This window comes from Methylomicrobium agile, assembly GCF_000733855.1.
In the GTDB taxonomy this organism is placed as follows: Bacteria; Pseudomonadota; Gammaproteobacteria; order Methylococcales; family Methylomonadaceae; genus Methylomicrobium; species Methylomicrobium agile.
On the sequence record NZ_JPOJ01000001.1, the window covers coordinates 3565103 to 3590832 of the forward strand.

19 protein-coding genes are annotated in these 25730 nt (G+C 59.4%); 5 read left to right on the forward strand and 14 right to left on the reverse strand.

The features are described 5' to 3' along the window. Window positions 1–42: 42 nt before the first annotated feature. Window positions 43–873: a PHP domain-containing protein gene (locus CC94_RS0116680; RefSeq protein WP_005371709.1), complete on the reverse strand. Its 831-nt coding sequence runs from the start codon at window positions 871–873 to the stop codon at window positions 43–45. A 64-nt stretch (window positions 874–937) separates the two neighbouring features. After that, window positions 938–2758 (reverse strand): ABC transporter ATP-binding protein, encoded by a 1821-nt coding sequence (locus CC94_RS0116685; RefSeq protein WP_051911528.1) that lies wholly within the window; start codon window positions 2756–2758, stop codon window positions 938–940. A gap of 110 nt (window positions 2759–2868) precedes the next feature. On the opposite strand from CC94_RS0116685, the gene CC94_RS0116690 reads away from it, so the two are divergent. The 5 genes from CC94_RS0116690 (at window position 2869) to CC94_RS0116715 (ending at window position 12318) form a co-directional block, all read left to right on the forward strand. After that, complete coding sequence (locus tag CC94_RS0116690) at window positions 2869–4773, forward strand: transglycosylase SLT domain-containing protein (protein WP_005371712.1); 1905 nt, start codon at window positions 2869–2871, stop codon at window positions 4771–4773. 79 nt (window positions 4774–4852) lie between these two features. Further along, the gene (gene fabA, locus CC94_RS0116695) at window positions 4853–5368 is read left to right on the forward strand and encodes a 3-hydroxyacyl-[acyl-carrier-protein] dehydratase FabA (protein ID WP_005371715.1); all 516 of its coding nucleotides are present in this window, start codon (window positions 4853–4855) and stop codon (window positions 5366–5368) included. Between the two features lie 12 nt (window positions 5369–5380). Beyond that, entirely contained in the window at window positions 5381–6601 is a 1221-nt protein-coding gene (gene fabB / locus CC94_RS0116700) for a beta-ketoacyl-ACP synthase I (protein WP_005371716.1), read from the forward strand. Window positions 6602–6925: 324 nt separating this feature from the next. Beyond that, the gene (gene ttcA / locus CC94_RS0116710) at window positions 6926–7828 is read left to right on the forward strand and encodes a tRNA 2-thiocytidine(32) synthetase TtcA (protein WP_005371717.1); all 903 of its coding nucleotides are present in this window, start codon (window positions 6926–6928) and stop codon (window positions 7826–7828) included. Between the two features lie 254 nt (window positions 7829–8082). Beyond that, a complete protein-coding gene (locus CC94_RS0116715) occupies window positions 8083–12318 on the forward strand; it encodes a DEAD/DEAH box helicase (RefSeq protein WP_005371718.1) in 4236 nt (1411 codons plus the stop codon). Between the two features lie 857 nt (window positions 12319–13175). On the opposite strand, the gene CC94_RS0116725 is transcribed toward CC94_RS0116715, so the two are convergent. From CC94_RS0116725 to CC94_RS0116780, 12 genes are all read right to left on the reverse strand, one after another. Further along, window positions 13176–13568: a rhodanese-like domain-containing protein gene (locus tag CC94_RS0116725; protein ID WP_005371719.1), complete on the reverse strand. Its 393-nt coding sequence runs from the start codon at window positions 13566–13568 to the stop codon at window positions 13176–13178. Then, window positions 13565–14158 carry a class I SAM-dependent methyltransferase gene (locus tag CC94_RS0116730; protein ID WP_005371720.1) on the reverse strand — a complete coding sequence of 198 codons (594 nt, stop codon included), beginning with the start codon at window positions 14156–14158 and terminating at the stop codon, window positions 13565–13567. Before CC94_RS0116730 ends, CC94_RS0116725 begins: the two co-directional genes overlap by 4 nt. Further along, on the reverse strand, window positions 14155–15075 hold the full coding sequence (locus tag CC94_RS0116735; RefSeq protein WP_005371721.1) for a LysR family transcriptional regulator: 921 nt from the start codon (window positions 15073–15075) through the stop codon (window positions 14155–14157). Before CC94_RS0116735 ends, CC94_RS0116730 begins: the two co-directional genes overlap by 4 nt. 202 nt (window positions 15076–15277) lie before the next feature. Continuing rightward, entirely contained in the window at window positions 15278–17368 is a 2091-nt protein-coding gene (locus CC94_RS0116740) for a polysaccharide biosynthesis protein (RefSeq protein ID WP_005371722.1), read from the reverse strand. Further along, complete coding sequence (locus CC94_RS0116745; RefSeq protein ID WP_005371723.1) at window positions 17365–18384, reverse strand: MraY family glycosyltransferase; 1020 nt, start codon at window positions 18382–18384, stop codon at window positions 17365–17367. Before CC94_RS0116745 ends, CC94_RS0116740 begins: the two co-directional genes overlap by 4 nt. Then, window positions 18381–19367, reverse strand: coding sequence for a UDP-glucose 4-epimerase family protein (locus tag CC94_RS0116750; protein ID WP_005371725.1), 987 nt, complete (start codon window positions 19365–19367; stop codon window positions 18381–18383). The genes CC94_RS0116745 and CC94_RS0116750 overlap by 4 nt, the downstream gene beginning before the upstream one ends. Then, entirely contained in the window at window positions 19364–20491 is a 1128-nt protein-coding gene (gene wecB / locus CC94_RS0116755; protein WP_005371727.1) for a non-hydrolyzing UDP-N-acetylglucosamine 2-epimerase, read from the reverse strand. The genes CC94_RS0116750 and wecB overlap by 4 nt, the downstream gene beginning before the upstream one ends. Continuing rightward, window positions 20484–21494: a polysaccharide biosynthesis protein gene (locus tag CC94_RS0116760; RefSeq protein WP_005371729.1), complete on the reverse strand. Its 1011-nt coding sequence runs from the start codon at window positions 21492–21494 to the stop codon at window positions 20484–20486. The genes wecB and CC94_RS0116760 overlap by 8 nt, the downstream gene beginning before the upstream one ends. A 21-nt stretch (window positions 21495–21515) precedes the next feature. After that, window positions 21516–22379, reverse strand: coding sequence for a dTDP-4-dehydrorhamnose reductase family protein (locus tag CC94_RS0116765; RefSeq protein WP_005371730.1), 864 nt, complete (start codon window positions 22377–22379; stop codon window positions 21516–21518). Continuing rightward, the gene (locus CC94_RS0116770) at window positions 22376–23614 is read right to left on the reverse strand and encodes a glycosyltransferase family 4 protein (RefSeq protein ID WP_005371732.1); all 1239 of its coding nucleotides are present in this window, start codon (window positions 23612–23614) and stop codon (window positions 22376–22378) included. The genes CC94_RS0116765 and CC94_RS0116770 overlap by 4 nt, the downstream gene beginning before the upstream one ends. After that, window positions 23611–24756, reverse strand: a complete 1146-nt coding sequence (locus CC94_RS0116775) for a glycosyltransferase (protein ID WP_005371734.1) — start codon at window positions 24754–24756, stop codon at window positions 23611–23613. Before CC94_RS0116775 ends, CC94_RS0116770 begins: the two co-directional genes overlap by 4 nt. After that, window positions 24753–25712, reverse strand: a complete 960-nt coding sequence (locus tag CC94_RS0116780; protein WP_005371736.1) for an NAD-dependent epimerase/dehydratase family protein — start codon at window positions 25710–25712, stop codon at window positions 24753–24755. Before CC94_RS0116780 ends, CC94_RS0116775 begins: the two co-directional genes overlap by 4 nt. Window positions 25713–25730 lie beyond the last annotated feature (18 nt).

The following is a 25730-nucleotide window of genomic DNA, read 5'->3' on the forward strand; positions in this document are numbered from 1 at the left end:
TTTTACGAGAGGAAGCGAATGTGGGTCAGACAATAGAAAGATCTACAGCAAGTCCCAAACCGGCCGGATAGCCGGCGGCAAAGGCGCCAGGCGGCCCAGTTCGACATATTGATTGTCGGGGCTGTGAAAGTCCGAGCCTGCAGAGCCTGCAAGCCCGAAGCGACTCGCATGGTCGGCCATGTTTCTGATTTCTTCCGGATTGTAGCGCCCGGTCACGACTTCGACGGCCTGTCCGCCGGCCTCCTTGAAGGCGTTCAGCAAGCGCCTGAGCCAGTTGGCGGTCAACTGGTAGCGCAACGGGTGTGCAAGGACGGCGACGCCGCCGGATTTGACGATCCAGTCGATAGCCACGCCCATCTCCGCCCAGGGAGTGGCTACATAGGCCGCCTTGCCTTTCGCCAGATAACGGTCGAAGGCTTCCTGCTGGCTGGTCACATGGCCCTGCGAGAGCAGAAAATCGGCGAAGTGCGTGCGCGTGATCATGCTGTCGCCAGCCATTCTTTTGACCGCTTCGAGCGCGCCGTGGATGCGTTTCTTTTCGAGTTTCTGCGCCATCTGTTCCGCGCGGTGCAGCCGTACGTTACGCAGATCATGCGTCGCTTCGGCGAGCGGGGCATAGGCGGGGTCGATCCCGAGTCCGACGATATGCAGGCATTTACCTTGCCATTGGCAGGACAGTTCGATGCCGGGAATGAAGCGGAGGCCTTCGGCTTGCGCGGTGCGTTGCGCCTCGCCGAGTCCCGCGGTCGTATCGTGGTCGGTTAGGGCCAGAGCGGTCACGCCCTGCCGATGCGCGCGCCGGACCAGTTCCGCCGGAGACAGCGCGCCGTCTGAAGCGGTGGAGTGGCAGTGCAGATCGTAAATTTCGGACATGGATTTTTGTTATCGTTATGGTTTAGAGGGTTCTGCCCATCTGTTTTTTGTCTTACGCCTGCGGTTATTGGTATTCCCCATAGAGTTTCGCATACAGCCCGTTCTGGGCAATCAGCGTCTCGTGCCGTCCCTGCTCGCAGATTTTGCCTTCTTCGAATACATAGACATGATCGGCCTGTTTGACCGCGCTCAGCCGGTGCGCGATGATGAGAGTGGTTCGGCCCGCCAGAAAACCGGCGAGCGCCTGGTGCAGCTTGTATTCGGTTTCGCTGTCGAGCGCGGAGGTGGCCTCGTCCAGAATCACGACTTTCGGTTGGGCCACGATCATCCGGGCAATCGCGAGGCGCTGGCGCTGTCCGCCCGACAGGCGCATGCCGTGGCGGCCGACGACCGTATCCAGCCCGGTCGGCAGGTCTTTTACGATGTCGCCAAGCTGGGCCGTTTCCAGGGCATTCCATAATTCCGCGTCGCTTGCGGTACGCCCGAGGGTCAGATTCGCGCGGATCGTGTCGTTGAACAGGATCGGCTGCTGCAGCACGGTCACCACGTTTTCTCTGACTACTTCCAGGCCTATCCGTTCCATCGGCGCGTCGTCGAAACGAATCGTTCCGCTTTCGGCAGGATATAGGCCGATCAAGGTCTGGATCAGGGTCGACTTACCGCCGCCGCTGGCCCCGACCAGCGCGACTTTGTCGCCGGCATGGATCGTCAGGTTGATCCCGTTCAGCACTTTTTCCTCGCCGTAGCTGAAATGCAGGTCTTCGATCCGGATCGCGACGGTCTTCTTGTTCAGGAACGGATTTTCAAGATGCGGATAATGCGGCTCCTGCTTCAGCGCCTTCAATCTGTTGATCCGGGCCAGAGCCGCTTTCGCCGCGTAAAAGGCGTACTGGATGTTCAGGATCTCCTGGACCGGCCCCATCATGAACCAGAGATAACCGAATACCGCGAGCATCTGGCCGATCGTCAGGTCCGAATAGAACACCATCAGCATCGCCAGAGCGCGAAAGACGTCGAAGCCGAACAGGAAAATCAAAAAGCTCAACCGGTTCGCGGCGTCGCTTTTCCAGGCATAGGCGGCCGAGTAATCCTTGACATAGCGCGCCGCGTTGATCAGTTCGCGGCAGTAGTGCTTTTCGCGGTTGCTGGCGCGGATCTGATGGATCGCTTCCAGCGTTTCGGTCAGCGATTCCTGAAAAATGCCGTAGGCGCTGTTTTCCTTGCTTTTCAGATCCTTGACCTTGCCTCCGACCACGCGCGTAAAATAGATCACGACCGGATTCAGCAATAAAATGAACAGGCCCAGCCGCCAGTTCATCCAGAGCAGGATCGCGGCGGTGCCGAAAATGGTCAGGCTCGCGACCAGCAATTTACTGATCGTATTGCCGATGAAATTGTCGATCGTATCGAGATCGGTGACCAGGTGCGTGACGATCGCGCCGGTGCCGAGGCTTTCGTATTCGGCCATCGAAATCGTCTGCAGGTGGCCGATCAGATCTTGACGAATGCGGAAGATGATGTCTTTTGCGATGGAGGAAAACTCGCGCGCCTGGATGATGTTGAAAACGATCGCGATGATCCGCAGCACAAGGCTCGCCAGCAGCACGGCCGCGATATAAAAGACCGGCACCTGCCACGCGGCGGGGACGAGCGGATTCAGCGTTTCGATGATCAGGCCGGGCTTGTGCAGCAGGATTTCGTCGACCAGCAGCGGCATGAACAGCGGCACCGGCACGCTCGCGATCATCGCCAGGAGGGCGATGACATGAGAATAAATCAGAGCTTTTTTATGTTGGCCGGCAATTTGGAAGATATAATCCCAGTTGAAAGGCGCTGCCTGGGATCGTGAGGGTTTGGAGTGCACGTTTCGGGTTGAAGTCGTCATATTTTCCGCGCCATTATAGCGAAGCCTTGAATTTAGTCATAGCCGCCGTTCGGCGGCGCTTCTTCGAATATTTCGTTCAGACCGCCGTATCAATCAATTTCTCAAATAGCATGCAATCCCTACGAGTCATCCTCCTGGCTATCGTACTGGCGTCGGGTATCGATGCCTGCGCGCGCGACCGGCAGCGCGAGCGCAGCGACTTCGTGCTGGCCGAGCAGGCGGTCGAGCGCGGCGATGCGGCCGCTTTTCAGGCACTGGCCGATACGCTGTCCGAGTATCCGCTTTATCCTTATCTTCTGTATCAGTGGTTGAAAAAGGACCTGACGCAAACCGACGGAATCCGTGCGTTTCTGGCGGATTATAAAAACACGCGCTACGCTCCGCTGCTGCGGGAAAAATGGCTCAAGTCGATGGCCGCGCAAAACAAGTGGCAGGCTTATACCGAAAATTACATAGCCGACGGCAATGTGGCGCTCCAATGCCTGTATCATTGGGCCCGCTTTCAAACCGGTTTTCAGGAACAGGCCCTGCTGAATGCCAAACGGTTGTGGATGAGCGGCAGTTCTCAGCCGGGCGAATGCGGACCGCTATTTGCCGAGTTGGAAAAATCCGCGCTGATGAGCCGCGAAATGATATGGCAGCGTTTCGAAATGGCGTTGAAGGAAAACCACCGGCAGCTGGCCGAATCGCTTGCGCGCCAGCTGCCGAGGTCGGACCGTGATGTCGCTGAGTCATGGCTCGAAGTCGATAAGAACCCCGAACGGATCATTGAACTGAAGAATCGTTCGGGCAACGATGCGTTGTCCGCCCGAATTTTTGCGCATGGCCTCGACCGGATCGCCAAGTCGGACCCGGACAGGGCCGTGCGGCTTTGGGACGCCGAGAAACAAGGCCTGCCGCTGGAAGACCGCATCAAGCAAATGACCGAGCGCCGGCTGGCGCTGGCTTTGGCCTTTCAAAGAAAGGCCGGCGCTTACGACCGGTTGACCGGTTTGAGTGTCTATGACGGCGAGGTGAGGGAGTGGCGGGTCAGGGCCGCTTTGTTCGAACAGAACTGGGAGCATATCGCAGCAGCCGTGTCGGATTTGACGCTCGAAGAGCTCAAGGAAGCGCGCTGGCAGTATTGGCAGGCGCGTGCGTTCGAGGTCGCCGGCCAGGCCGCGGAGGCGCGGTCGCTGTATATGCAGGCTGCCAAGGACCGAAGTTTTTACGGCTTTCTGGCCGCCGACGCGGTGTCGCAGCCATACTTCCTGGCCGATACCCCTGTGCCGCTGGCCGCGAACGATCTGGCGGAATTGGCGGCCGAAAAGGATTTTCAGGCCGTGATCGAGCTCAGGGCGTTAAACCGCGAAATGGAAGCGCAGCGGCAATGGTGGTTCGCAACGGGAAAACTGGCCCGGGAGAAACGCGCACGGGCCGCCAAGCTGGCGGAGTCGTGGGGCTGGCATCCGGTTGCGATCAAGACGCTGGCCAAGGCGGATTATTGGGACGATCTGGCCTTGCGCTTTCCGGTCGGCTATCTGGAACAGGTGCGGAACAATGCGCTCCGCCACAATCTCGACCCTGCGGTCGTGCTGGGCGTCATCCGGCAGGAAAGCATGCTCGACAGCCATGCCGAATCGGCCGTCGGGGCGCTGGGACTGATGCAGGTGATGCCGAAAACGGGCAGGCAGATTGCACGGGAGATTCAGCAAGATCTGGTAACGGACGCCAGTCTGTTCGACCCCGATGTGAATATTCGGCTGGGATCTTATTATTTCAAAAAACTGCTGCAGCGCTTCAACGGTCATGTGGCGTTAGCGGCCGCGGCGTACAATGCGGGGCCTGCCAGAGCAACGAAATGGCTGCCGAATGCCGGGGCGATGCCCGCCGATATCTGGGTCGAAACGATCCCGTTTCGGGAAACACGAAAGTATGTGGCGGCGGTTTTGTCCTATGCGGTCATTTATCAGCATCGGCTCGACAAACCCGGATTGAAGATCACCGACCTGATGCCCGCCGTTCCGCCCGGGTAAAAATGAGCTGATTTTTTTCAGGGCCTGATAGATAATATGCGGAACCAATTTAATAAAAATTTGCCAAGGTAAACACAGAATGGAGAAAAAGCATAGTCTGACGCGCGACGAATTGTTGATGTCCGGAAGGGGAGAACTTTATGGACCCAAAAATGCCCAATTGCCGTTGCCGCCTATGCTGATGATGGACCGCATCACGTTGATTACCGATGAAGGCGGGCTGTACGGCAAAGGCGAGATCATCGCCGAACTCGACATCAGGCCCGACCTTTGGTTTTTCGACTGTCATTTTCAGGGCGATCCGGTCATGCCGGGCTGCCTGGGGCTCGATGCGATGTGGCAGTTGGTCGGATTTTTTCTCTGCTGGATGGGCGGGCCGGGCAAAGGGCGCGCGCTGGGCGTCGGCGAGGTCAAATTTACCGGTCAGGTGTTACCGACCGCCAAAAAAGTCGTCTACCATATTCACATGAAACGTCTGATCATGCGCAAGCTGGTGATGGGCATTGCTGACGCGACGATGGAAGTGGACGGCAAAAAGATTTACGAAGCGACCGATTTGCGCGTCGGTCTGTTTACTTCTACAGAAGATTTCTAAGGTTTAAAGGTAATGAAAAGAGTTGTGGTAACCGGTTTAGGTATCGTTTCGAGTATCGGCAATAACCGGAATGAAGTCGTCGAATCGTTGAAGCTCGGACGGTCCGGCATCGGTTTTGCCGATATTTATCGGGAACTCGGTTTTCGCAGCCATATTCACGGCGCGGTCAAGATCGACCTGGATGCCCATATCGACCGCAAGATCAAGCGTTTCATGGGCGACGGCGCCGCCTTCAACTACATTGCGATGCAGCAGGCGATCGACGATTCGGGGCTGGAAGACAGCGATATTTCGAACGAAAGGACCGGCCTCGTGATGGGATCCGGCGGGCCTTCCACTTCGAACCTGGTCGAGGCAGCCGACCTGTTGCGCGAGAAAGGCATCAAAAAAGTCGGCCCCTACATGGTGCCGCGCACGATGTCCAGCACCAACACGGCCTGCCTGGCGACGCCGTTCAGGATCAAGGGCGTCAATTATTCGATCAGTTCGGCCTGCGCGACCAGCGCGCACTGCATCGGCCATGCGATGGAACTGATCCAGATGGGCAAGCAGGACATCGTATTCGCCGGCGGCGGCGAAGAAGTGCATTGGACGATGTCGCTTTTGTTCGATGCGATGGGCGCATTGTCGTCGAAATACAACGATACCCCGGAAACGGCATCCCGGCCTTATGACGAAACCCGTGACGGCTTCGTGATTTCCGGCGGCGGCGGCGTGCTGGTGGTCGAAGAGCTGGAGCACGCGAAAGCGCGCGGCGCGAAAATTTATGGGGAATTGACCGGTTACGGCGCCACTTCCGACGGTTACGACATGGTCCAGCCGTCGGGCGAAGGCGCCGTGCGCTGCATGCGCCAGGCCCTGGCGACGGTACGCAGTAAAATCGACTATATCAACGCGCACGGCACCAGCACGCCGGTCGGCGATACCAAGGAGCTCGAAGCGTTGCGTACCGTGTTCGGCGCCGGCCGGGTGCCGAAGGTCAGTTCGACCAAATCCCTGACCGGCCATGCCCTAGGCGCGGCCGGCGTGAACGAGGCGATTTATTCGTTATTGATGATGGAAGAAGGCTTTCTGAGTGCTTCAGCCAATATCACCCGGCTCGATCCGGGCGCGGAAGGCATTCCGATCGTGCGCGAGCGCGAGGACGGCGTGACCCTGAATACGATCATGTCGAACAGCTTCGGCTTCGGGGGGACGAACGCCACTTTGATCTTCGAACGCTATACCGGTTAACTCCTAATTCTCTAGCACTGCAAGGCGCTTGGCCGGGCGAGGCATATTGTCCCGTCCTCAGAGTTTCTACTGCCGTGCACGGTAGAAAACGTAAGGGGACGGGGTTGCAAACCCCCGCTCCGCGTAGATAGACCGTAGGGTGGATTCCGATGCGCATGGGTAGGGGCTTTAAGCATCGACGGTCTTGGCTGCGTATCGTAATCCGCCAAGATTGCCGTAAAAGGCGGGTTCGGCGCACGGAAATGTCTGCCTGATTTGAAAGTCACCCGCAAAGCGCGCCGAACCCGCCCTACGCAATTTCCACCCCTTTAATTGTTTCATCGCATGTCCGATATCCGTTCGAAAACCCGCACCCAATTCAACAAACTGCAAAAGCGCCTGCGCCACAACGTAGGGGATGCGATCGCCGATTACCATATGATCGAGGACGGCGACAAGGTGATGGTCTGCCTGTCCGGCGGCAAGGATTCGTTCACCTTGCTCGACATCCTGATGAATCTGCAGAAAACCGCGCCGGTCCGGTTCGAGATCATCGCGGTGAATCTGGATCAGAAGCAGCCGGGCTTTCCCGAGCACGTGCTGCCCGAATACCTCGAATCGATCGGCGTGCCCTACCACATCATCGAGCGCGATACCTACAGCGTGGTCAAACGGGTGATTCCGGAGGGTGCCACGACCTGCGGGCTCTGCTCGCGGCTGCGCCGCGGCATCCTGTACGGCTTCGCCGAAGAGCACGGCGTCACCAAAATCGCGCTCGGCCATCACCGCGACGACCTTCTCGAAACCTTTTTCCTGAACATCTTTTACGGCGGCAAACTGAAGGCGATGCCGCCCAAGCTGCTCAGCGACGATAGGAAGAACATCGTGATCCGGCCTTTGGCGTATTGCCGCGAAAAGGACATCGAACGCTTCTCCGCTTTCAAAAACTTTCCGATCATTCCGTGCAACCTGTGCGGTTCGCAGGAAAACCTGCAGCGCAAGGCGATGAAGCAGATGCTTCGAGGCTGGGACAAACAGTTCCCGGGCCGCCTCGAAACGATTTTCACCAGCCTGCAGAACGTCGCGCCGTCGCAATTGGCCGATGCGAAGCTGTTCGACTTTGTCGGCTTGCAGCGCAGCGACGGAGCCGATGACGCACCGCCGCCAATTCGCGTCGAACAGCCGCTGGTTTTCGACCGCGCTTTCGCGAAAGCGCGCACGGCCGTGATCCTGGGCACGGCGGAATAAAGATCGTCGCGTCCTGGTCAAACGTAGGGCGGGTTCGGCGCGCTTCGCTTTTGAGTTTCGGGTTCGGCAAAGCTTTCCGCACGCCGAACCCGCCTTTTGCGGCAACCTTGGCGGGTTACGGCGCAGTATAGGTCTGCGGTTCCTAAAGACCGTTCCAATGCGTGCCGTTGCCCTTCCTACATTTTTTCTTCGGCTAACTACAGCCGTAACCGCCCTCAGTCCGCTCCGAACCCTTACACGAGTCAGCATTGGTGATGGATTCCGCAATTCTCTCCGAACAATTCAAAACATACGAACAACTTTCTCCCCAACAAGGCGCCATCCTTGACGTGCTGGCCGTTCATGACGGCTATGCCGGTCCGATGCTGATCGGCAAATGTCTGTTCGATCTCGGATTCAAAGACAAGGACGGCAAGGCGTTCAAACCGGCAACGCTGGCGCCGCTGCTGGAAGCCTTGCAGGACTCGCGGCTGGCCGAAAAAACGCCTAAACAAGGTACCTACCGATGCGCACGGCGTTTTGTCGAGCCGCTGACCCGAAAGCTGGCGGAAGAAACGCGCGCCTTCCGAAAAATCGCCGACAGCATCGGCCGCCATGCGCCGGTGCGCGGCGGCTATTACCGCTACGATAAGGCCGACGACTGTCTGCGCGAAGCGCGAATCCGCTTTCACCTCCGCGAGTATAAAGAGGCCGACGAATGCCTGAAAATCGGCCGCCATGTCTTGAATTTGCCGCCCGATCACGACATCTATCTGCGCTGGATCTTGAACCCGTTCGATGCCGCGTGGTTGAAGAGGCGCCATCCGGTCATCCTGCACGACATTGCCGGTTACATTGCCTTACATCAATTGAGCCATCTCTATGCCGACTCGGCCATTGACGATTTTTTAAGCCGGTGTGCGCTCGAACCGGGGCTCGTCAAGGCGCCTCTGGCGACGCGCGTGTTTGCCGAATTGCAATGGCTGCGCGGCGATTGGGACGAACTCGAGCGTTGGATAACGCCCCGCACCGAGCCCGAATTGCAAGCTGTCGCCGCCGCGCTGGCCTTTATGAAAGGCGATTCGGCGCAGGCAATTGTCGGTTTCGAAAAGGCGCTGCAGGCGCTCAGGAAAGAAACCGGCAAACGCACGGCGTATTTTTACGGCCTGGCCGGGGTATTCTATCCGCTCGCGATCATGAAACAGCGTGACGGCGAACGCCTCGCGAAGCTGCCGAACCTGCTCGCCCAAGGGGGCAGGATGGGCGGGATCTGGACCGACGTTTACCGCTACCTCGCGCTGTTTCACGAGTTTCAGCAGGGCGACCTGCAGCGGCGGACCGAACTTCTGGCAATGACGCTGCCGTTCAAACTCACCTCCGGTTTCGGTAAAGACGGCCGTCCGGAAGCGGCGATGGTGATTCCGAATGCATTACAGCATGTGTTTTTATGGCTGATCCAATGTTGGGTCGATGCCGGGCATGTTACGGAAGTGAGCAAAAATCAGCAGTCTTTATACGCCCATTTACAGAATAACGGCTATCGCTGGCCGGCCGCCGAACTGGCGAAGGTATTCGCTAAAATCGCCCCTGCCGGGAGCGAACGCTGGGATGCCGGTTTTCTGGCCGAACAACCCCTTGCCCTGGCCGAGCTGTTCGTCAGCCGGCCCGATTGGGATCTGGCCCTGGACGCCTTGTTGAATATCGCGCCGTCGGCCGGCAAAAGCGCTGACCGGCCGGCGGCCCCGGAGAAGTCGGTCCGCCTGATCTGGCTGGTGTCCTATCATGAGTACGGCCATACCGTGGCCATCGAGCCCCGCGAACAGAAACAGCAGGCCAAGGGCGGCTGGAGCAAGGGCCGGACGGTTGCCTTGAAGCGCCTTTACGAGGAGCGTGACAGTTTGGATTATTTGAGCGAACACGATCTGAAACTGTGCAAGACGATCAAGGAATTCCGCGGCGGCAGCTGGTACTACGGGGCGGTCTCTTACGAATTCAGCAGCCGAATGCCGCTCGCTCTGGCCGGCCATCCGTTGCTGTTTTGGGCGGATTCGCCCGAAGTGCGCGTCGAAGTGGTCAAGGGCGAGCCCGAGTTACGGGTCAGCCGGGGAAAAGGCGGCGACAAGATACGGATCGAACTGCACCCGGCGCCGTGGCACGACCTTAAAATCCATGTCGGCAAGGAAAGTCCGACGCGCCTGAAAGTCGTCGAATTCGCGCCCGAGCATCAAAAGATTTATTCGGTGCTGGGGCCTCAGGGTCTGGAAGTGCCGATGTCGGCGCAGGAACGCGTACTGCAGACTCTGACCGGCATTTCGAGCCTGTTGACCGTTCATTCGGACGTCGGCGGCAGTTCGAGCGGCGCCGAACAGGTCGCCGCCGACGCCACGCCGCGCGTGCATTTGCTGCCGTTCGGCGAAGGCTTGAAGGCTGCGCTGTTGATCAGGCCGTTTGCGACAGGCGGGGCGTATTATGCGCCCGGCCGGGGCGGCGAAAGCGTCTTTGCCGAAATCGACGGACGGCGGCTGCAGGCGAAGCGCGACTTGCCGCTCGAAACAACGCGCGCCGCCGAACTGCTCGAAGCCTGCCCGGCTTTGGGCCTGGCGGAGCAGGACGAAGCCGGCGAGCGGCTGCTTGAAGAGCCCGAGCAATGTCTCGAACTGCTGCTGCAGCTCAAGTCGCTCCCGGAAGGCCGGGCGATCGTCGAATGGCCGGAAGGCGTCAAATTCCGGCTGCTGGGCCAGGCCGGAAGTACGAATTTCAGCATGAACATCAAACGCGCTAACGACTGGTTCGCGCTGGATGGCGAATTGAAGATCGACGATCGCACCGTCATCGAAATGCAGGAGCTGCTGTCCCTGCTCGGCAGCGGCAAAGGCCGTTTCCTGCAACTGAAGGACGGCCAGTTCGTCGCTTTGACCGAAGCGTTCCGCCGCCGGCTGGAAGACTTGCAGGCCTACGCCGACATCAGCGGCAGGAACGTCCGGATCAATCCGCTGGCGGCTTTGACTCTGGAGGACTGGGACACGGACGGCGGCGCATTCAAAGCCGACAAGCATTGGCAGGCGCATGTCGAGCGCCTGAAATCCGCGCGCGAGTTCCGGCCGGAGCTGCCGTCGACTTTCCAGGCGGAACTGCGCGATTACCAGAGAGACGGTTATGTCTGGCTTTCGCGCCTGGCGCACTGGGGCGTCGGGGCGTGCCTGGCCGACGACATGGGTCTCGGCAAAACGATCCAGGGCCTCGCGCTGTTGGTCGAACGCGCGCCCGACGGTCCGGCGCTGATCGTCGCGCCGACCTCGGTGTGCCTGAATTGGGAAAACGAGGCGAACCGCTTCGCACCGACCCTGAAGCCCCGGCAACTGGGCGGCGGCGACCGCCAGGGCATGCTGGAGAGTTTGGGACCGTACGACCTGCTGATCTGCAGCTACGGCCTGCTGCAGCAGGAAGCCGTTGCCGAAATGCTGGCGAAAATCCGCTTTCGGACGGTGATTCTCGACGAGGCGCAGGCGATCAAGAATACCGCGACCCGCCGCTCGCAAGGCGCGATGAATCTGCAGGGCGATTTCAGGATCGTGATGACCGGCACGCCGCTCGAAAACCATCTTGGCGAGCTCTGGAACCTGTTCCGCTTCATCAACCCGGGCCTGTTGGGTTCGCAGGAGCAGTTCACCCTGCGTTTTGCCGGGCCGATCGAACGCGACCGCGACGCCCAGGCCCGCCAGCGCCTGAAGAAGCTGATTCAGCCGTTCATCCTGCGCCGCACCAAGACCCAGGTCTTGCAGGAACTGCCGCCGCGCACCGAAATCCCGGTTTATGTCGAACTCAGCCGCGAAGAAATGGCGTTTTACGAAGCGATCCGCCGCGACAGCCTGAACGAACTTGCGAGTAGCGACGGCCCGCCGGGGCAGAAACATCTGAAAATCCTCGCCGCGATCACCAAACTGCGCCGCAGTTGCTGCGACAGCCGGCTCGCAAACGCCGAAATCAACTTGCCGAGCAGCAAACTGGCCGCGTTCGGCGAAATCGTCGAGGAACTGCGCGACAACAAGCACAAAGCGCTGGTGTTCAGCCAGTTCGTCGACCATCTGCAACTGATCCGAAACTATGTCGAAGGGCGTGGCATTCGGTATCAATATCTGGACGGTTCGACACCGGCGAAGGAACGCCAGCAGCGCGTCGATGCGTTCCAGCGCGGCGACGGCGAGCTGTTCCTGATCAGTCTGAAAGCCGGCGGCGTCGGCCTGAACCTGACTGCGGCCGATTATGTGATCCACATGGATCCGTGGTGGAATCCGGCCGTCGAAGACCAAGCCTCCGACCGCGCGCACCGGATGGGGCAGCAGCGCCCGGTTACGATCTATCGGATGATCGCCAAACAGACGATCGAAGAAAAAATCGTCGCGCTGCACAGCCGCAAGCGCGACCTTGCCGACAGCCTGCTCGAAGGTGCGGACGTCAGCGGCAAGGTTTCGGCGGACGATTTGCTGAGTTTGATGCGCAGCGATGATTGACGAGGAGGCCGCGATCCTTTCGATCCTTTTTGGGCGGCTCGGAGCGTTTTTGAAATTAGGCTCCGGTCCCTCCTTCGCCGGATTCAAAAAACGGAGACGGCCCAAATCGAAGATGAGATCTCCGGACTGAGACTGCCGTAATTGTCCGGAAAGGGCATAAGAAACCAAAATTTATTTTCATTAATAATAAAAATAAAAACAGATATTTATGAAATATTATTAATGTGATTTAAAGGCGGAAGTTAATGTAACTTAGAGGCGATAGTTAAAGTCGTGTCAAGTGATTTGTCAAGAGTTCCGCGTGGAACAAACACCGTAATTTCTGCCGGTTTCTTCTTTCGCTCTACTTTAGAATCATCTTTATCCCGTTTGAAGCATTTGGACGGTGAAGCTTGGTAGCCTGGTAGGTCGGGCAACAGCTTCACCGTTGCCCGACATTTGGGCGGCGAAGAGGGTGCTCGATGATCCGTAACCGTGTCACATCGAAAATATCGGGCACAAAAAGCGCGTGCCCGACCTACACGACTACACGACTACGCGACTGGCACAATAAAACTTATTTAAACAATAAGTTATGATTGTTTGTTAAGGTTTGTTAAAAAGAGCTGGCTAAACATCCTAAGATTCATTAAGAATTTATCTTAAACTTATGAATTAATTGGTTTTCTATCTTCTTTGGCGTGGGAGGAGAGTTAGCCGCAGGTGGCAGAAAAGAGCAGGGGAAGCTGGAAGTGCTGCGCCGGAGGAAAATGAAAGGGACTGCATGAGGAAAAAGAGCGTAGACCCGTGCGGGGGTCTGCAAGCGTGCAGTAATTATCTGCGCACAGGGCGCGCGGTGCGGGGAAGGCGCGCCTGGTTCAGCTTTGTTCCCAGGGCAGGCCGTGAAAGCGCCAGCCGCCGAGATTGCCGCGGTGCTTGTTCTCGTCGAGCGGTCCCTCGAAGCCTTCCAGAATGTTGATCGGATGCTTGTAACCGTCCCGTTCGAGCAGCCTGGCGGCATCCAGCGAGCGTTGCCCGCTGCGGCAGAGCAGCAGGATCGGGGCGTCCTTATTCGGGACGGCGGCCTCAACCTCGGCGGCAAAGTTCGGATTCAGCTGCCAGTCCGGCGCTTCTTTCCAGGGGATATGGATGGCGCCGGTCGGATGACCGACGAAGGCGTGTTCCATCTTAGTGCGGACATCGACAAGGACGGCATTCGGATCGCGCTGGAGCAAATCCCAGCATTGTTGCGGAGTCAGGTTTTCGATCATGATTTTATTTCTTGCTCAGGTTTTTGGCCGATAAATTGGGCTTCGTTGCGGAGTCCCTGCCCGAGGTCGCCGATCGCCGCATTTTCCCGGTAAAAAACCGGGCGCAACGGCAGAAACAGGGTCAGCAGCTCACTGCGGTCCAGCAGATAGGCGGGATTTTTCGGACCCTCGTCGCCGATTTTCAGGCGGGTGAATGTTTGATAGAACAATAAGCCGCCGGGTTTCAGGGCGTTCATTATCGCATCCTTCAAACCGCGGTCAAGAAAACGGCCGACCGCGATGACATCGAAGGCGGAAGAAGGCAGCGAAGCGGAGCTGATGGCTGTCCGGTGCGCCTCGATCGCCAGCCGGCGGCGGCCGGCATAAGTCTGCAACTTTTCGATCGCGACGGCGGAAATATCGAGAGCGACGACCTTCAGGCCATGCTCGGCAAGAAAAATCGCGTTGGCGCCGAGCCCGCACGCGAGATCGAGCGCATGCCCTTCGGACGGCAATAGGAACGCGTTTTCGGCCAGCAGCGGCACCGGGGCCTGGTTGCCGGGTTCGTCCAGGCTGTAGAGCCGGTCCCATTTTTCCTGGAGCTCATTCATGTTTCGGGGCAGTCCCCCCCGGGCTTGCTGACGCGAGGCTCCAGCCAGGTTTGCAGAAATTCCATGAATACGCGGACTTTCGCGGACAAATATTTCCGGTGCGGATAAACCGCATGCACATCCAGCGGCGGCGAAGGGTAATTCTGGAGCACGGGCTGGAGCCTGCCGCGTTCGATATCCCAGCCGACGATGTAGATCGGCAGCATCACCAGCCCCATGTCGTTGATCGCCGCGATGCGGATCGCATCCGCCACGTTGGCTTGCAGGCGGCCCGAGACGGTAATGGTCTGGGAACCCGATTCGCTTTTGAACGGCCATTTGTTTTTGGGATGAATGGCCCAGTTGATCAGGCAACTGTGGTGAACGAGATCCTGCGGCGTCTCGGGAATGCCGTGTTTGGCGAAATAGGTGGGCGATCCGCAGACCACTAGCGAAGAACTGGCCAGTTTGCGCGCGACCATGCTGGTGTCGTTCAGCGTGCCCAGATAAATCGCTAGATCGATGCCGTCTTCGATCATGTCGCCGGGGCCGCTTTGGATGGTCAGTTCGATGTTCAGGTCGGGATGCAGCTTCAGAAATTCGGAGATGGCGCGCGCGATATGGGTGGCGCCGATTACCGGCGGGGCGCTGATCCGCAGCGAGCCGCGCGGCTCGGTCTGCAGGTGAGTGACCTGCGATTCCATTTCCTCGATGTCGAGCAGGACCTGTTGGCAGCGTTCGAAATACGCGGCGCCGACTTCGGTCAGACTCAGGCTGCGCGTGGTGCGGTTGAACAGGCGGGTGCCGAGCGCGCTTTCCAGGTGGATGATGTGCTTGGTCGCCATCGCCCGGGAAATATCCAGATCGCGGGCGCCGCCGGCAAAGCTTCCCGCTTTCGCGACACGGACGAAAACGTTCATGCTGGTCAATTTATCCACGGGATTCTCCTGCAATCAAGCTGGGTTTGGCGGGTTTAAGGTTTAAGGGAAACGCGGAATCGCAGGACGGGATTGCCAATCCTATGCGGCCAAAGTGAGGGAGCGGTACATCGTCGAAATTTTAAGTTGTTTCATATGAGGAAACAATGAATTTATTATATGCGTTATTGTATCCTATTTTAAAGACTGTATAGTAAGAGCGTCACAGATTTTTCTCTGTTTCATCGGGCGGCGCCTCCTCAAATTTATTCGCTGCTTGATTTTTCCGCCTCCCTTCGCCATTTTCGAAGGGAGGTTTTTTTTTGTCTATTTCTTCGGGGCCCGGCATTGCGGCGCCGGATTGCGCCCGTTTCCAGAGCAAGTCTTCGATGCCGCATTGCGGCGCGAAGCCCGAGACCGCTTGCAGCAAAATTTCCCGAATTTGTACGTGATCGTCCCGTTCTGCCGCCCTGTCCAGGCATTCCAGACGTTTACGAAGGTCCGCCCAGGCGATTACGTGTTCTTCGGCGCGCATGATGCGGGGATGTTCGGTTTCCGTTACATGGTTTCCAATCAGCAATTCTTCGTAAAGTTTTTCGCCGGGTCTGAGCCCGGTAAAGCGGATTTCGATTTCGCCGTCCGGATGTTCTCGATCCTTGATTTCGAGGCCGCTCAGATGAATCATCCGCTTGGCCAGGTCGAGAATGCGGACAGGCTCGCCCATGTCGAGCACGAAGACGTCGCCACCGCCGCCCATCGCCCCGGCCTGAATGACCAGTTGCGCGGCTTCGGGTATCGTCATGAAATAACGGATGATATTCGGGTCGGTGACCGTGACCGGGCCGCCGTGTTTGATTTGTTCCTTGAACAACGGCACGACCGAGCCGGAAGAGCCGAGAACGTTGCCGAAGCGGACCATCGTGAAGCGGGTGGACTGCCGGACGGACGGCTCGGCGCTGAAGGCCTGCAGGATCAGTTCGGCGAAACGTTTGGTAGCGCCCATCGTGTTGGTCGGGCGTACCGCCTTATCGGTCGAGATTAGCACGAAGGTTTCGACCCGCGCCGTTACGGCCGCTTCGGCCGAGCGCAGAGTGCCGAATATATTGTTGCGTATCGCCGCGACCGGATTGTGTTCGACGATCGGTACGTGCTTGTAGGCGGCCGCGTGGTAGATCGTCTGTACCTTGAAAGTTTTGCAGATTTTGGTCAGGCGCGGCGCATCGGTTACGGAGCCCAGGATCGCATAGATCGGCGTTCTTTCGTTCCCGCCGTTGCGGGAAGACAGCAGCTCCCGTTCGATCGCGTACAGGGCGTATTCGCTCAGTTCGAACAGCACCAGCGCGGACGGCTGCAGCGCGACGAGCTGCCGGCACAGTTCCGATCCGATCGAACCGCCTGCGCCGGTCACCATGACCGTTTTGCCGGTGATATTCGCATGCAGCAGATCGGGGTTGGGCGTCACCGGATCTCGGCCCAGGAGATCCTCGATGCCGACTTCGCGGAGGCTATCGAAAGTGATTTTACCTTCGGCGATTTCCGATACGCACGGCATCGACAGGACATGCACGGCATAGGGTTCGAGCATCCGGATCAATTCGCTTTGGCGCGATCTTTTGGCGGACGGTATCGCCAGCAGGACGCTTGAAACCGCGTAGCGGTCGATCAGGTAACTCAGGGCCGAAAACGGATAAATCCTGAGACCGTGAATTTTGTGTTTATGAAGCGACGAATCGTCGTCGATGAAGGCGACCGGTTCGAATTCGCGGCCGAGCGATAGGGCCGAGGCCAGCTGCACACCGCCGCTGCCGGCGCCGTAAATGAGCACTTTCTTCTTCGGCTGCAGGGAGAACTTATGCCCGCCGCCGAGCCGGGCATAGGTGTCGCCGAGCCACCAGCGCGCGAAAAATCGGCTGCTGCCGACCAGCAGGGTCATGATCAGCCAGTTCAGAATGGGGACCGTCCTCGGCAGGTTGCGGATGCCGCTCTCGTAAAAGATGAAAGGCAGGAAATAAATGGCCGCGAAGGCCCCGGCATAGAGAGCGACCGCCTGTACGATCGTCCATAACGCTTTGATTTCGATATAGCGGATGATGGCCCGGTACAGGCCGAGGCGAATGAAAATCGGAACGGCCAGCATGGGCGCGACCGCGATCAGCGTCCACTCGATATTTCGAGGGACGAACAGGATGCCCCAGCGCAGCGAAAAAGCCGACCATAAAGCCAGGACCGCAAACACGACATCGGCCCCGATCAGAATCAGGGCTTTCCGGGAGCGGGGTTGCCCGATGAACCAATGCGCCAGCCGGGACTTCATCCGCGCATTTCTTCGCCGCCCGCGTTGAATTTGATCGCGGACAGAAGCAGGGGCAGGTAGGCCAGGGCGACGCCCGCGATACCGTTCAATACGCCGAGGCCGATCAGGATCGCCGACGGCAGCAGCCAGAACAGATTGACCGCGCCGACGAATAAACTTACGGTTTTATGTGAGCCGTAACGGCGCGCCGCAAACTGGTAGGCATGGCTGCGGTGCGCTTCGTGCAGCCTTTCGCCGCGCCGGAAGCGCCGCCATAAGGTCCAGGTCGCGTCGACGATGAACACGCCCAGAAGGCACAGCCAGCTCCAGAAAAGAGCCGGGTCCAGCCAGGCCGCCTGCAGCGAGAGCATACCCAGGACGATGCCTAAAAAACCACTGCCCGCATCGCCCATGAAGATCCGGGCGGGCGGAAAATTCCAGAGCAGGAAACCGGCGGCGGCGGCCGCGAGCAGGGCCGGTTCCAGCCAGGCTTGGTAATGGCCGCCGATCAGAAACAACATCGAACCGCCCAGGCAGGCGGTGACCGCTTCGATGCCCGCGATGCCGTCGATGCCGTCCATGAAATTGTACAGGTTCAGCAGCCAGACCAGATAGAGGAGCCCGAAGAGGTGGCCGAATCCGCCGAGATCGACCGTCTCCCCGAACAAGAGCAGAGGCGGAAAGCCGCCCAGCCAGTAAAGGCCCCAGCCCGCGCCGGCAAAATGCGCCAGAAGCCGCCATCCGGCCGGGATATGGCGATGGTCGTCCAGGAAACCGATGAAGGCGACCCAGGTACCGGCACCGATCAAGGCTAGGCTCTGGTTGGCAGTCAGTACGTCCAGGGCGGACAGTGCGACGAGGCCGGCCGAAAACACCGCCACGATCGCCATGCCGCCGCCGCGCGGGGTCGGCTGCGTATGCGAACTGCGCCGGTTCGGGACATCGATCAGATTCGAGCGCAAGGCATAACGACGAATCAGGCCGGTGAGCAGGAACGCCGCCAGGGCCGAGAGAAGCAAACCGCCGGCTTCGATCACTTGCGGGCTCCCAAATAATACCGGGCGGTGGCCTGCAGGGCCTGATCGATAGCCACCGGCGGGCGCCAGCCGAGCCGCTCACAGGTTTTGGCGATATCCAGCTGCAAGGAGCCGCAGAGTTTCCGGATCGCCTCGGTCTTGCCGGCGCATTGCGCGGCAAAATGCAATAACCCGACCGGCGCGCTCCACAAGCAGGCTTCTTTTCCGATCGCCGCCGCGGTGCGTTGCAACAGTTCGGGCGTGGAAAGATCCTCGCCGTCGCTGGCCAGAAACGTCTGGTTGGCGGCCGAGGGGTGTTCGATGCAGATCACGATCAGATCGGCCAGATTGTCCACCGAGACCAGGCTGCGTTTGTTCCGGATGGAAGCCAGCGGCAGCGGCAGGCCTTTATCGAGGCAGCGCAGCAGCGTCAGGAAATTGCCTTTGACTCCGGGGCCGTAAACCAGGGGAGGGCGGATAATCACGAAGTCCATGCCCGAATTCGCGCACAATGCACGCAAACCGTCTTCGGCCTCGCGTTTGGAAATGCCGTAGGCGTCTACCGGAGAAGGATGGTCTTCCGCGCGAAATGGGCGGTTCAGCGGCGTCTGCTCGCCGTTGACCTTGATCGAGCTGATGAAAATGAAGCGTTTGATGCCGGCCTGCAGCGCCTGGCTTGCGAGATTCAAGGTGCCGTCGACATTGACCTTGCGGTATTCGGTCAGAGGATCGGCCGCGGTATCCCGCATCACATGGGCGCGCGCGGCGAGATGGACGACCACGCCGATGCCTTGTAACGCGGCCTGCCAGTCGGTGTCTGCCGCCAGATCGCCGGTTTCGAATACTTCGGCGCCGGCCGTCCGGCCGAGCCCCGTCATGCTCCGCACCGCAGCCCGGACGGAAAACCGCCGATCGGCCTGCAAGCGTTTCGTCAAGGCGCTGCCGATGAAGCCGTTGGCGCCGGTAATCAGAATGTTCAGTTCGCTTGTGCCGGCGGTGTTCATGTTTTCGACCAGACGGTACGGTTGACGTAACCTGTGTAGCTGAGCACCACTCTGACGATCTGTTTCGAGACTTCGCCCGCCTGGTAATCGGCTATCTCGGGAATGATCCGGCGCGTCCGGTCATGCTGGCCGGTTACGGTCCGGACGGCGTCCAGCACGTTTTCCTGCCTCAGGCCGCACATCACCAAGGTGCCGACATCCATCCCTTCCGGCCGTTCGTGCGTCTGGCGGAGCGTCACGGCAGGCAGATTCAGCAGCGAAGCTTCTTCGGTGATCGTGCCGCTGTCGGACAATACGCAGAACGCCGCCATCTGCAGCCGGATGTAATCGAGAAAACCGAACGGTTTCAGCGTGCGGATCAACGGGTGTTCCAGCGACTCGCCGAGCGCTTCCAGGCGCTTGCGGGTGCGCGGATGGGTCGATACGATCACCGGCAGTCGATAGGTATCGGCCAGCGCCTTGAGCGTTGCGAGCAGATCGCGCAGGTTTTCCGGGTGGTCGACGTTTTCTTCCCGGTGCGCGCTGACGATGAAGAACTGGCCTTCCCGGAGCCGCTCGCGCGCCAGCACGTCGGATTGCAGGATTTTCGGCCGGTAATAATCCAGCACTTCCCGCATGTGCGAGCCGGTTTTGATGATCGTCTCGGGCCGGATGCCCTCGGCGATCAGGTAGCGGCGGGCGTGCTCGGTCAGCACCAGGTTGATGTCGCTCAGATGGTCGAGCACCTTGCGGTTCAGTTCTTCGGGCACGCGCTGGTCGAAGCAGCGGTTGCCCGCTTCCATGTGAAAGACCGGAATCTTGCGCCGTTTCGCGGCGATCACCGCGAGGCAGGTATTGGTGTCGCCGTACAATAACAGGGCGTCGGGCATTTCCTTTGCGAACACGTCGTCGGCCTTTGCAATCACGTCCGCAATTGCCTGGGCCGCAGTTTCGCCGCTGACGCCGAGGAAATAGTCCGGTTTCCGGATTTCCAGGTCGTCGAAAAATACCTGGTTCAATTCGTAATCGTAATTCTGCCCGGAATGCACGAGGAGGTGCCGCGTGTACCGGTCGAGTTCGGCGATCACCCGGCTCATCTTGATCAGTTCCGGGCGCGTGCCGATCAAGGTCATCACTTTAAGCATCGAGTTCCTTCCTGATGTAGTCCAGCGTCATCAGCAGTTGTTTGATTTCCGCTACGTTCAAACGCACGGTATTGTGAGAGGTGTAATCGTCCAGTTCCGAAATATGGGCCTCGCCTTCGACGAAATATTTGTTGTAGTTCAGGTCGCGGTTGTCCGCGGGAATCCGGAAATAGCGTGCCATGTCCTCGGCCTTGGCCATTTCTTCGCGCGAGATCAGCGACTCGTACAGCTTTTCGCCGTGGCGCGTGCCGATCACTTTGACCGGTGAGGCGCTGCCGAACAGTTCCTTCAGCGCCTGGGCCAGATCCGCGACCGTCGAGGCGGGGGCCTTCTGCACGAAAATGTCGCCCTGCCGGGCGTGCTCGAACGCATGCAGGACCAGATCGACCGAGTCTTCCAGCGACATCAGGAAACGGGTCATGTTCGGGTCGGTCACGGTAATCGGCTCGCCTTTCCTGATCTGGCCGACGAACAGCGGAATCACCGAGCCGCGCGAAGCCATCACGTTGCCGTAGCGGGTCGCGCAGACCACCGTGCCGGTTTCCGGAATCATCCGCGAGCGGGCGACCATGATTTTTTCGGCCATCGCCTTCGAGATGCCCATCGCATTGATCGGATAGACCGCCTTGTCGGTGCTGAGCACGACCACGCGTTTGACGCCGTTGGCGATCGCCGCATTCAACACGTTCTCGGTGCCGATCACATTGGTTTTGACCGCTTCCATCGGATAAAACTCACACGACGGCACCTGTTTCAGCGCCGCGGCGTGAAAAATATAATCGACGCCGCTCAGGGCCTCGGAAACGCTGGTGTAATCGCGGACATCGCCGATGTAAAACTTGACCTTGTCGTTCGCCAGCGCGATGCGCATGTCTTCCTGTTTTTTCTCGTCGCGGCTGAAAATGCGGATTTCCCGGACGTTCGTGTCCAGGAAGCGGTTCAGCACCGTATGCCCGAACGAGCCGGTGCCGCCGGTAATCATCAAGACTTTATCATCAAACATCGGTGTGCCCGGTAAACTCCGTCATCCAAAATTTTTCATCATCAAAATCAGTTCCGGCCAGGTGGGCGGGACATAGCCTGTGGCTTGCCGGAAGCGCGCCGAATCCAGCGAACGGTCGATACATACGGCATCGTCCGGTACGATTTCGATCGTTTTCTCATAGGCCTCGGCGACCTCTTTCAGCAGCGCATATTTGTCGATCGGCGCGGCCGAAACGTGGTAAAGGCCGGACAGGGCCGGATTCGGGATCACGAAATCGCGCATTATCCTGGCCAGTTCGACGGTCGGCAAGCCCGAAAAGACAGCTTGCCGATAGCCTTTCACGCGGTCTTCCTGAGACAGGAACCAGTCGACCAGGCCGACATGGCCGAACAGTTCGCGGCCGATGATCGAGGTGCGCAGCGTGACCGCGTGCGGCACGTCATGCAGTTCGCCGATGTATTTGGATTTACCGTACAGGTCTTCCGCATCGGAAGGATCGGTTTCAAGATACATGCCTTGGCGGCCGGAAAAAACGCAGTCGGTGCTGACATGAATCAGGCGCGCGCCGGACAATGCGCACAATTTCGCCAACCGGTGCGGCAGCATCGCATTGATCGGCAGGGCGGCCAGCGGATCGTTCGCATCCGCCAGTTGCTTGATCAGGCCGATGCAATTGATCACCACGTCGGGGCGGATTTTCCCGAAAACGCCGACCAGGGTGTCGAAATCGAGCACATTCACGTTCGCGAGCAGATAAGGTTGTAGCGCCTCCGCAAAAAAACGCTTGCCCGCAGGGCTCTGGAGTGTTCCCCAGACCTGCAGCCCGGGATCGCCCGACAGATACCTGAACACCGCATTGCCGAGCATGCCGGTGGCGCCGAGTACCAGGACTTTCCCGCTCATCTCCGTGTTTCCTTTATTCTCTGGTTAAAAATTTCGACTAACCGCTGCGTTTGCGCCGCCATTTCGAACTGTTCAAGGAAATAGGCGCGCCCGGACCGGCCCAGCGCATCGCGCTCGGCATCGTCCATCGCATGCAGTTTCCGGATGCACTCGGCCAGCGCTTCGGCATCTTCGGCCGGGCAGGTCAGCCCTGCGCGGGCTTCTTCCACCACTTTCGCGCCTTCGCCGTCCAGCGCGGCGAGGATCGGCCGGCCGGCGGCGAGATACGCCTGAATCTTGCTCGGAATCACGCAGGAAAAAATCTGGTCGCGTTTCAATGTGACCAGGAGCCCTTTGGCGCGGCGGAAGATCGGCCCCATCGCTTCCGGCGGAAAGCGGCCCGCAAGCAGCAGATTGTCCAGCGCTTTCCCGCTTTTTTGTTGCTCCAGCCAGGGCTGCATGCTGCCGCTGCCGACGACGACCAATTTCAGGTCCGGAAGATGCCGCAGCCGCTCCGCGGCACCGACCAGCGTGCCGAGCGACTGCGCGGTGCCGAGATTGCCGGCGAAGACCAGGCAAAAATCGTTTTCGAGCGTCTCCAGCAGGCATTCGGGCACAAGGGTCTCATCGGCGGCCGTTTCGTTTTTATCCTCGAAAGAGTTGGGATAATAAACGATTTTGTCTCTGCGTGCATAACGTGCGACCGGTTCGGTAAAAGCCCGCGATTGTACCAACAACGTGTCCGATCCCGCATAAATGCCTTTCACGAGCCAGCCGATCATCTTCAACAGCCACGGGTCGCGGATAAATCCGGTGGCGCTGACGCTCTCCGGCCACAAATCCTGTATCCAGACCGCCAGATGCGCTCCTTTCAGCCATTTCAGCAGCATCGCCGGAATCACCTGGGTAATCGGCGAAATCGCAAACACCAGGATCGCATCGAAGGGCCTGCCGCGCAGCAGCCGGGGCGCAAGGACCAGGCCGGACAGCACGAACGACAGGTAGTTGGCCGCCAGGCGCAGGCCGCCGCCCTTGCCGCGCGGCAGCAGCGGTACGCGGATTACTTCGACCGCTTCGGCGTAGCGTTCGCGCTGAATGCCTCCAAGCCGGTAACCGTCGTAAATCTTGCCCTGCGGATAGTTCGGCTTGCCGGTCAGCACGGTCACCTGATGGCCTAGATCATTCAGGCGCCGGACCAGATCGTTGACGATGAAGGCTTCCGGAAAGAAATATTGACTGACGAGCAGTATCTTCATGGGCCGGCGGATGTCGGTAAGAGAGTGCGGTACAATTTTACATACTGTCCTACGATACGGGGCCAGGTGTATTTCTGCATGACCAGTTCCCGTAATTCCCCTGCGGTGCGTTCGAGCAGGCCCGGAGTCAGCAGCAGACGTTCCAGGCCGGCGGCAATGCCTTCCGCGGTAGCCGGCGTTTCCAGGCCCGGATCGATCGCGGTGATTTCGGAAAACCCGCACTGATCGGTCAGCATGGCCGGAACGCCGCAGACGCCCGCTTCCAACACCACGATCGACATCGCTTCCTGGCGGGAAGGCACCGCGAGCAGGCGGGCCGCCCGGTAGGCCGCCGCCTTGTCCCGGCCGCCGACCAGCCCCAGAAAATGCACCCGTTCTACGATGCCGGCCTGACGCGCCGCGTCTTCAAGCCCAGCCTGCATGCCCTCGTCGGGACCCGCGAAAACCAGATGGTAATCGGGGATCCGCTCCTGTAACGAAGTGAACGCCTGCAGCAGCAGGTCGGGGCCTTTGATCGGGCTGAGCCGGCCCATAAACAGAATGAACGGTACGTCCGGCAATTTTTTTGCGCGCCGGAATTCGGCGGTATCGACAGCCGGAAAGTCGTCGGGGCTGACGCCGTTCGGAATGACGGTGATCCGTTCGGACGGCACGCCATAGCTTTCGAACTGGGAGAACTCGGCCGCCGTGACCGCGATCCAGCCGGCGGCATAACGGACGATCGCCCGGCCGACGAGCAGATTGTAGAGCCGCTTCAACAACTGCGAGCGCCCGAACAGCGGCAGCGCCCCGGCCGGGCAGACCACATAAGGTTTCCGGGCGCGGCGGGCGGCCCAATAGACCATCGAGTTCAGCATGCCCCAGTGGTTCATCAGGTGGATGATGTCCGCCTCCTCGACCAGCGCCTTGATCGTCCGCCAGCGCATCCGCGGCAGGTGGAACCGTGGCCAGAGCAGGGGAATAGCCACCAGGCGGGCCGGTTTCAGCGCTTCGATCCGGGCCGCATCCAGGCCGCCATCGAGCGTCAGCACCGTGCAATCGTTGCCTTCCATCGCCAGGAAGCGGCTCATCTGGAAGGTGCGTTCGGCAGTGCCGCCGCCGGTTCCGGAGCTCAGAGAGGAGTTGACGTTCAGGATCTTCATGATCGGCTATCCGGCTGCGCCCGGCGCCAGGCCGCGTAATTCGCCAGGCCCGTCTCGAAATCGACCGGGCTTTTGAAGCCGAAGGTTTCGAGCTTGTTTTGCGAATAATTGCAGCGCGGATTGATATTGTTTCTGCCCAACGTACGCAGCAGCAGGCTCAGCAAGCCCAATGGCAGCGGCAGCCGCGGCAGTGGATGGGAGGGCACTCCGAGCGCGCCGATCAGATAACGTTCCACGTCGGCAAAGTTATTGCTCGGGTCAGCGTCGTCCGACACGATGAAGACCTTGTTTCCAACCGGTCCTTCGTAGCGGATCAAGTAGCCCAGGGCCGCAACCACGTTGCCGATATGGACCAGGTTCATCCGCCGCCGTCCGAAAAGGCAGGATTTCAGGTAATTGCGCCAGCGGCTTCCGTGCAGCAGATCGGCGGCCAGTTTTTTCAACGGTTCCGCGCCGGGGCCGAAAACGGCGGTTGGGCGAAGGATGGCGGCGTCGAAACGGTCTTTCGCCGAGGCCAGAATCGTCTGTTCGACCTTCAGTTTGGTCATTCCGTATTCGGTGACCGGCCGGCAGGCGGTTTCCTCGGTAATCCGGTCGTCCGCGACGCGGCCGGAAACCGCGGCGGTGCTGCAATGGATCAGCCGGCCGATGCGGGCGGCGCGGCAGGCATCGAGCAGATTGCGGATCGCTTCGAGGTTGGCTTGTTCTCCGGCATCCCATAGGTAGACCAGATTGACCACCGTGCAGCCGGGTTCGAGCAGGCCCCGCATGGATTCGGCATCGTTCAGGTCGCCCGGCACGGCTTCCACGCCTGTCGGCCAGCGGGGATCTCGACCTTCCCCTTGCGGCGTCCTCGCGAGTACCTTGATCCGGACATCGCCGTCGTTCGCCAGCGAGTCGATCAGATGCCTTCCTATGTAGCCGGTCGCGCCGACGATGGCAAGCGTTTGAGTCATGGAGGTTAAATGGGATTG

What these genes read in the sequence shown, in the direction of transcription:
- CC94_RS0116680 (WP_005371709.1), bottom strand. Translation starts at nt 873, where the DNA reads ATGTCCGAAATTTACGATCTGCACTGCCACTCCACCGCTTCAGACGGC.
- CC94_RS0116685 (WP_051911528.1), bottom strand. Translation starts at nt 2,758, where the DNA reads ATGACGACTTCAACCCGAAACGTGCACTCCAAACCCTCACGATCCCAG.
- CC94_RS0116690 (WP_005371712.1), top strand. Translation starts at nt 2,869, where the DNA reads ATGCAATCCCTACGAGTCATCCTCCTGGCTATCGTACTGGCGTCGGGT.
- fabA (WP_005371715.1), top strand. Translation starts at nt 4,853, where the DNA reads ATGGAGAAAAAGCATAGTCTGACGCGCGACGAATTGTTGATGTCCGGA.
- fabB (WP_005371716.1), top strand. Translation starts at nt 5,381, where the DNA reads ATGAAAAGAGTTGTGGTAACCGGTTTAGGTATCGTTTCGAGTATCGGC.
- ttcA (WP_005371717.1), top strand. Translation starts at nt 6,926, where the DNA reads ATGTCCGATATCCGTTCGAAAACCCGCACCCAATTCAACAAACTGCAA.
- CC94_RS0116715 (WP_005371718.1), top strand. Translation starts at nt 8,083, where the DNA reads ATGGATTCCGCAATTCTCTCCGAACAATTCAAAACATACGAACAACTT.
- CC94_RS0116725 (WP_005371719.1), bottom strand. Translation starts at nt 13,568, where the DNA reads ATGATCGAAAACCTGACTCCGCAACAATGCTGGGATTTGCTCCAGCGC.
- CC94_RS0116730 (WP_005371720.1), bottom strand. Translation starts at nt 14,158, where the DNA reads ATGAATGAGCTCCAGGAAAAATGGGACCGGCTCTACAGCCTGGACGAA.
- CC94_RS0116740 (WP_005371722.1), bottom strand. Translation starts at nt 17,368, where the DNA reads ATGAAGTCCCGGCTGGCGCATTGGTTCATCGGGCAACCCCGCTCCCGG.
- CC94_RS0116750 (WP_005371725.1), bottom strand. Translation starts at nt 19,367, where the DNA reads ATGAACACCGCCGGCACAAGCGAACTGAACATTCTGATTACCGGCGCC.
- wecB (WP_005371727.1), bottom strand. Translation starts at nt 20,491, where the DNA reads ATGCTTAAAGTGATGACCTTGATCGGCACGCGCCCGGAACTGATCAAG.
- CC94_RS0116760 (WP_005371729.1), bottom strand. Translation starts at nt 21,494, where the DNA reads ATGTTTGATGATAAAGTCTTGATGATTACCGGCGGCACCGGCTCGTTC.
- CC94_RS0116765 (WP_005371730.1), bottom strand. Translation starts at nt 22,379, where the DNA reads ATGAGCGGGAAAGTCCTGGTACTCGGCGCCACCGGCATGCTCGGCAAT.
- CC94_RS0116770 (WP_005371732.1), bottom strand. Translation starts at nt 23,614, where the DNA reads ATGAAGATACTGCTCGTCAGTCAATATTTCTTTCCGGAAGCCTTCATC.
- CC94_RS0116775 (WP_005371734.1), bottom strand. Translation starts at nt 24,756, where the DNA reads ATGAAGATCCTGAACGTCAACTCCTCTCTGAGCTCCGGAACCGGCGGC.
- CC94_RS0116780 (WP_005371736.1), bottom strand. Translation starts at nt 25,712, where the DNA reads ATGACTCAAACGCTTGCCATCGTCGGCGCGACCGGCTACATAGGAAGG.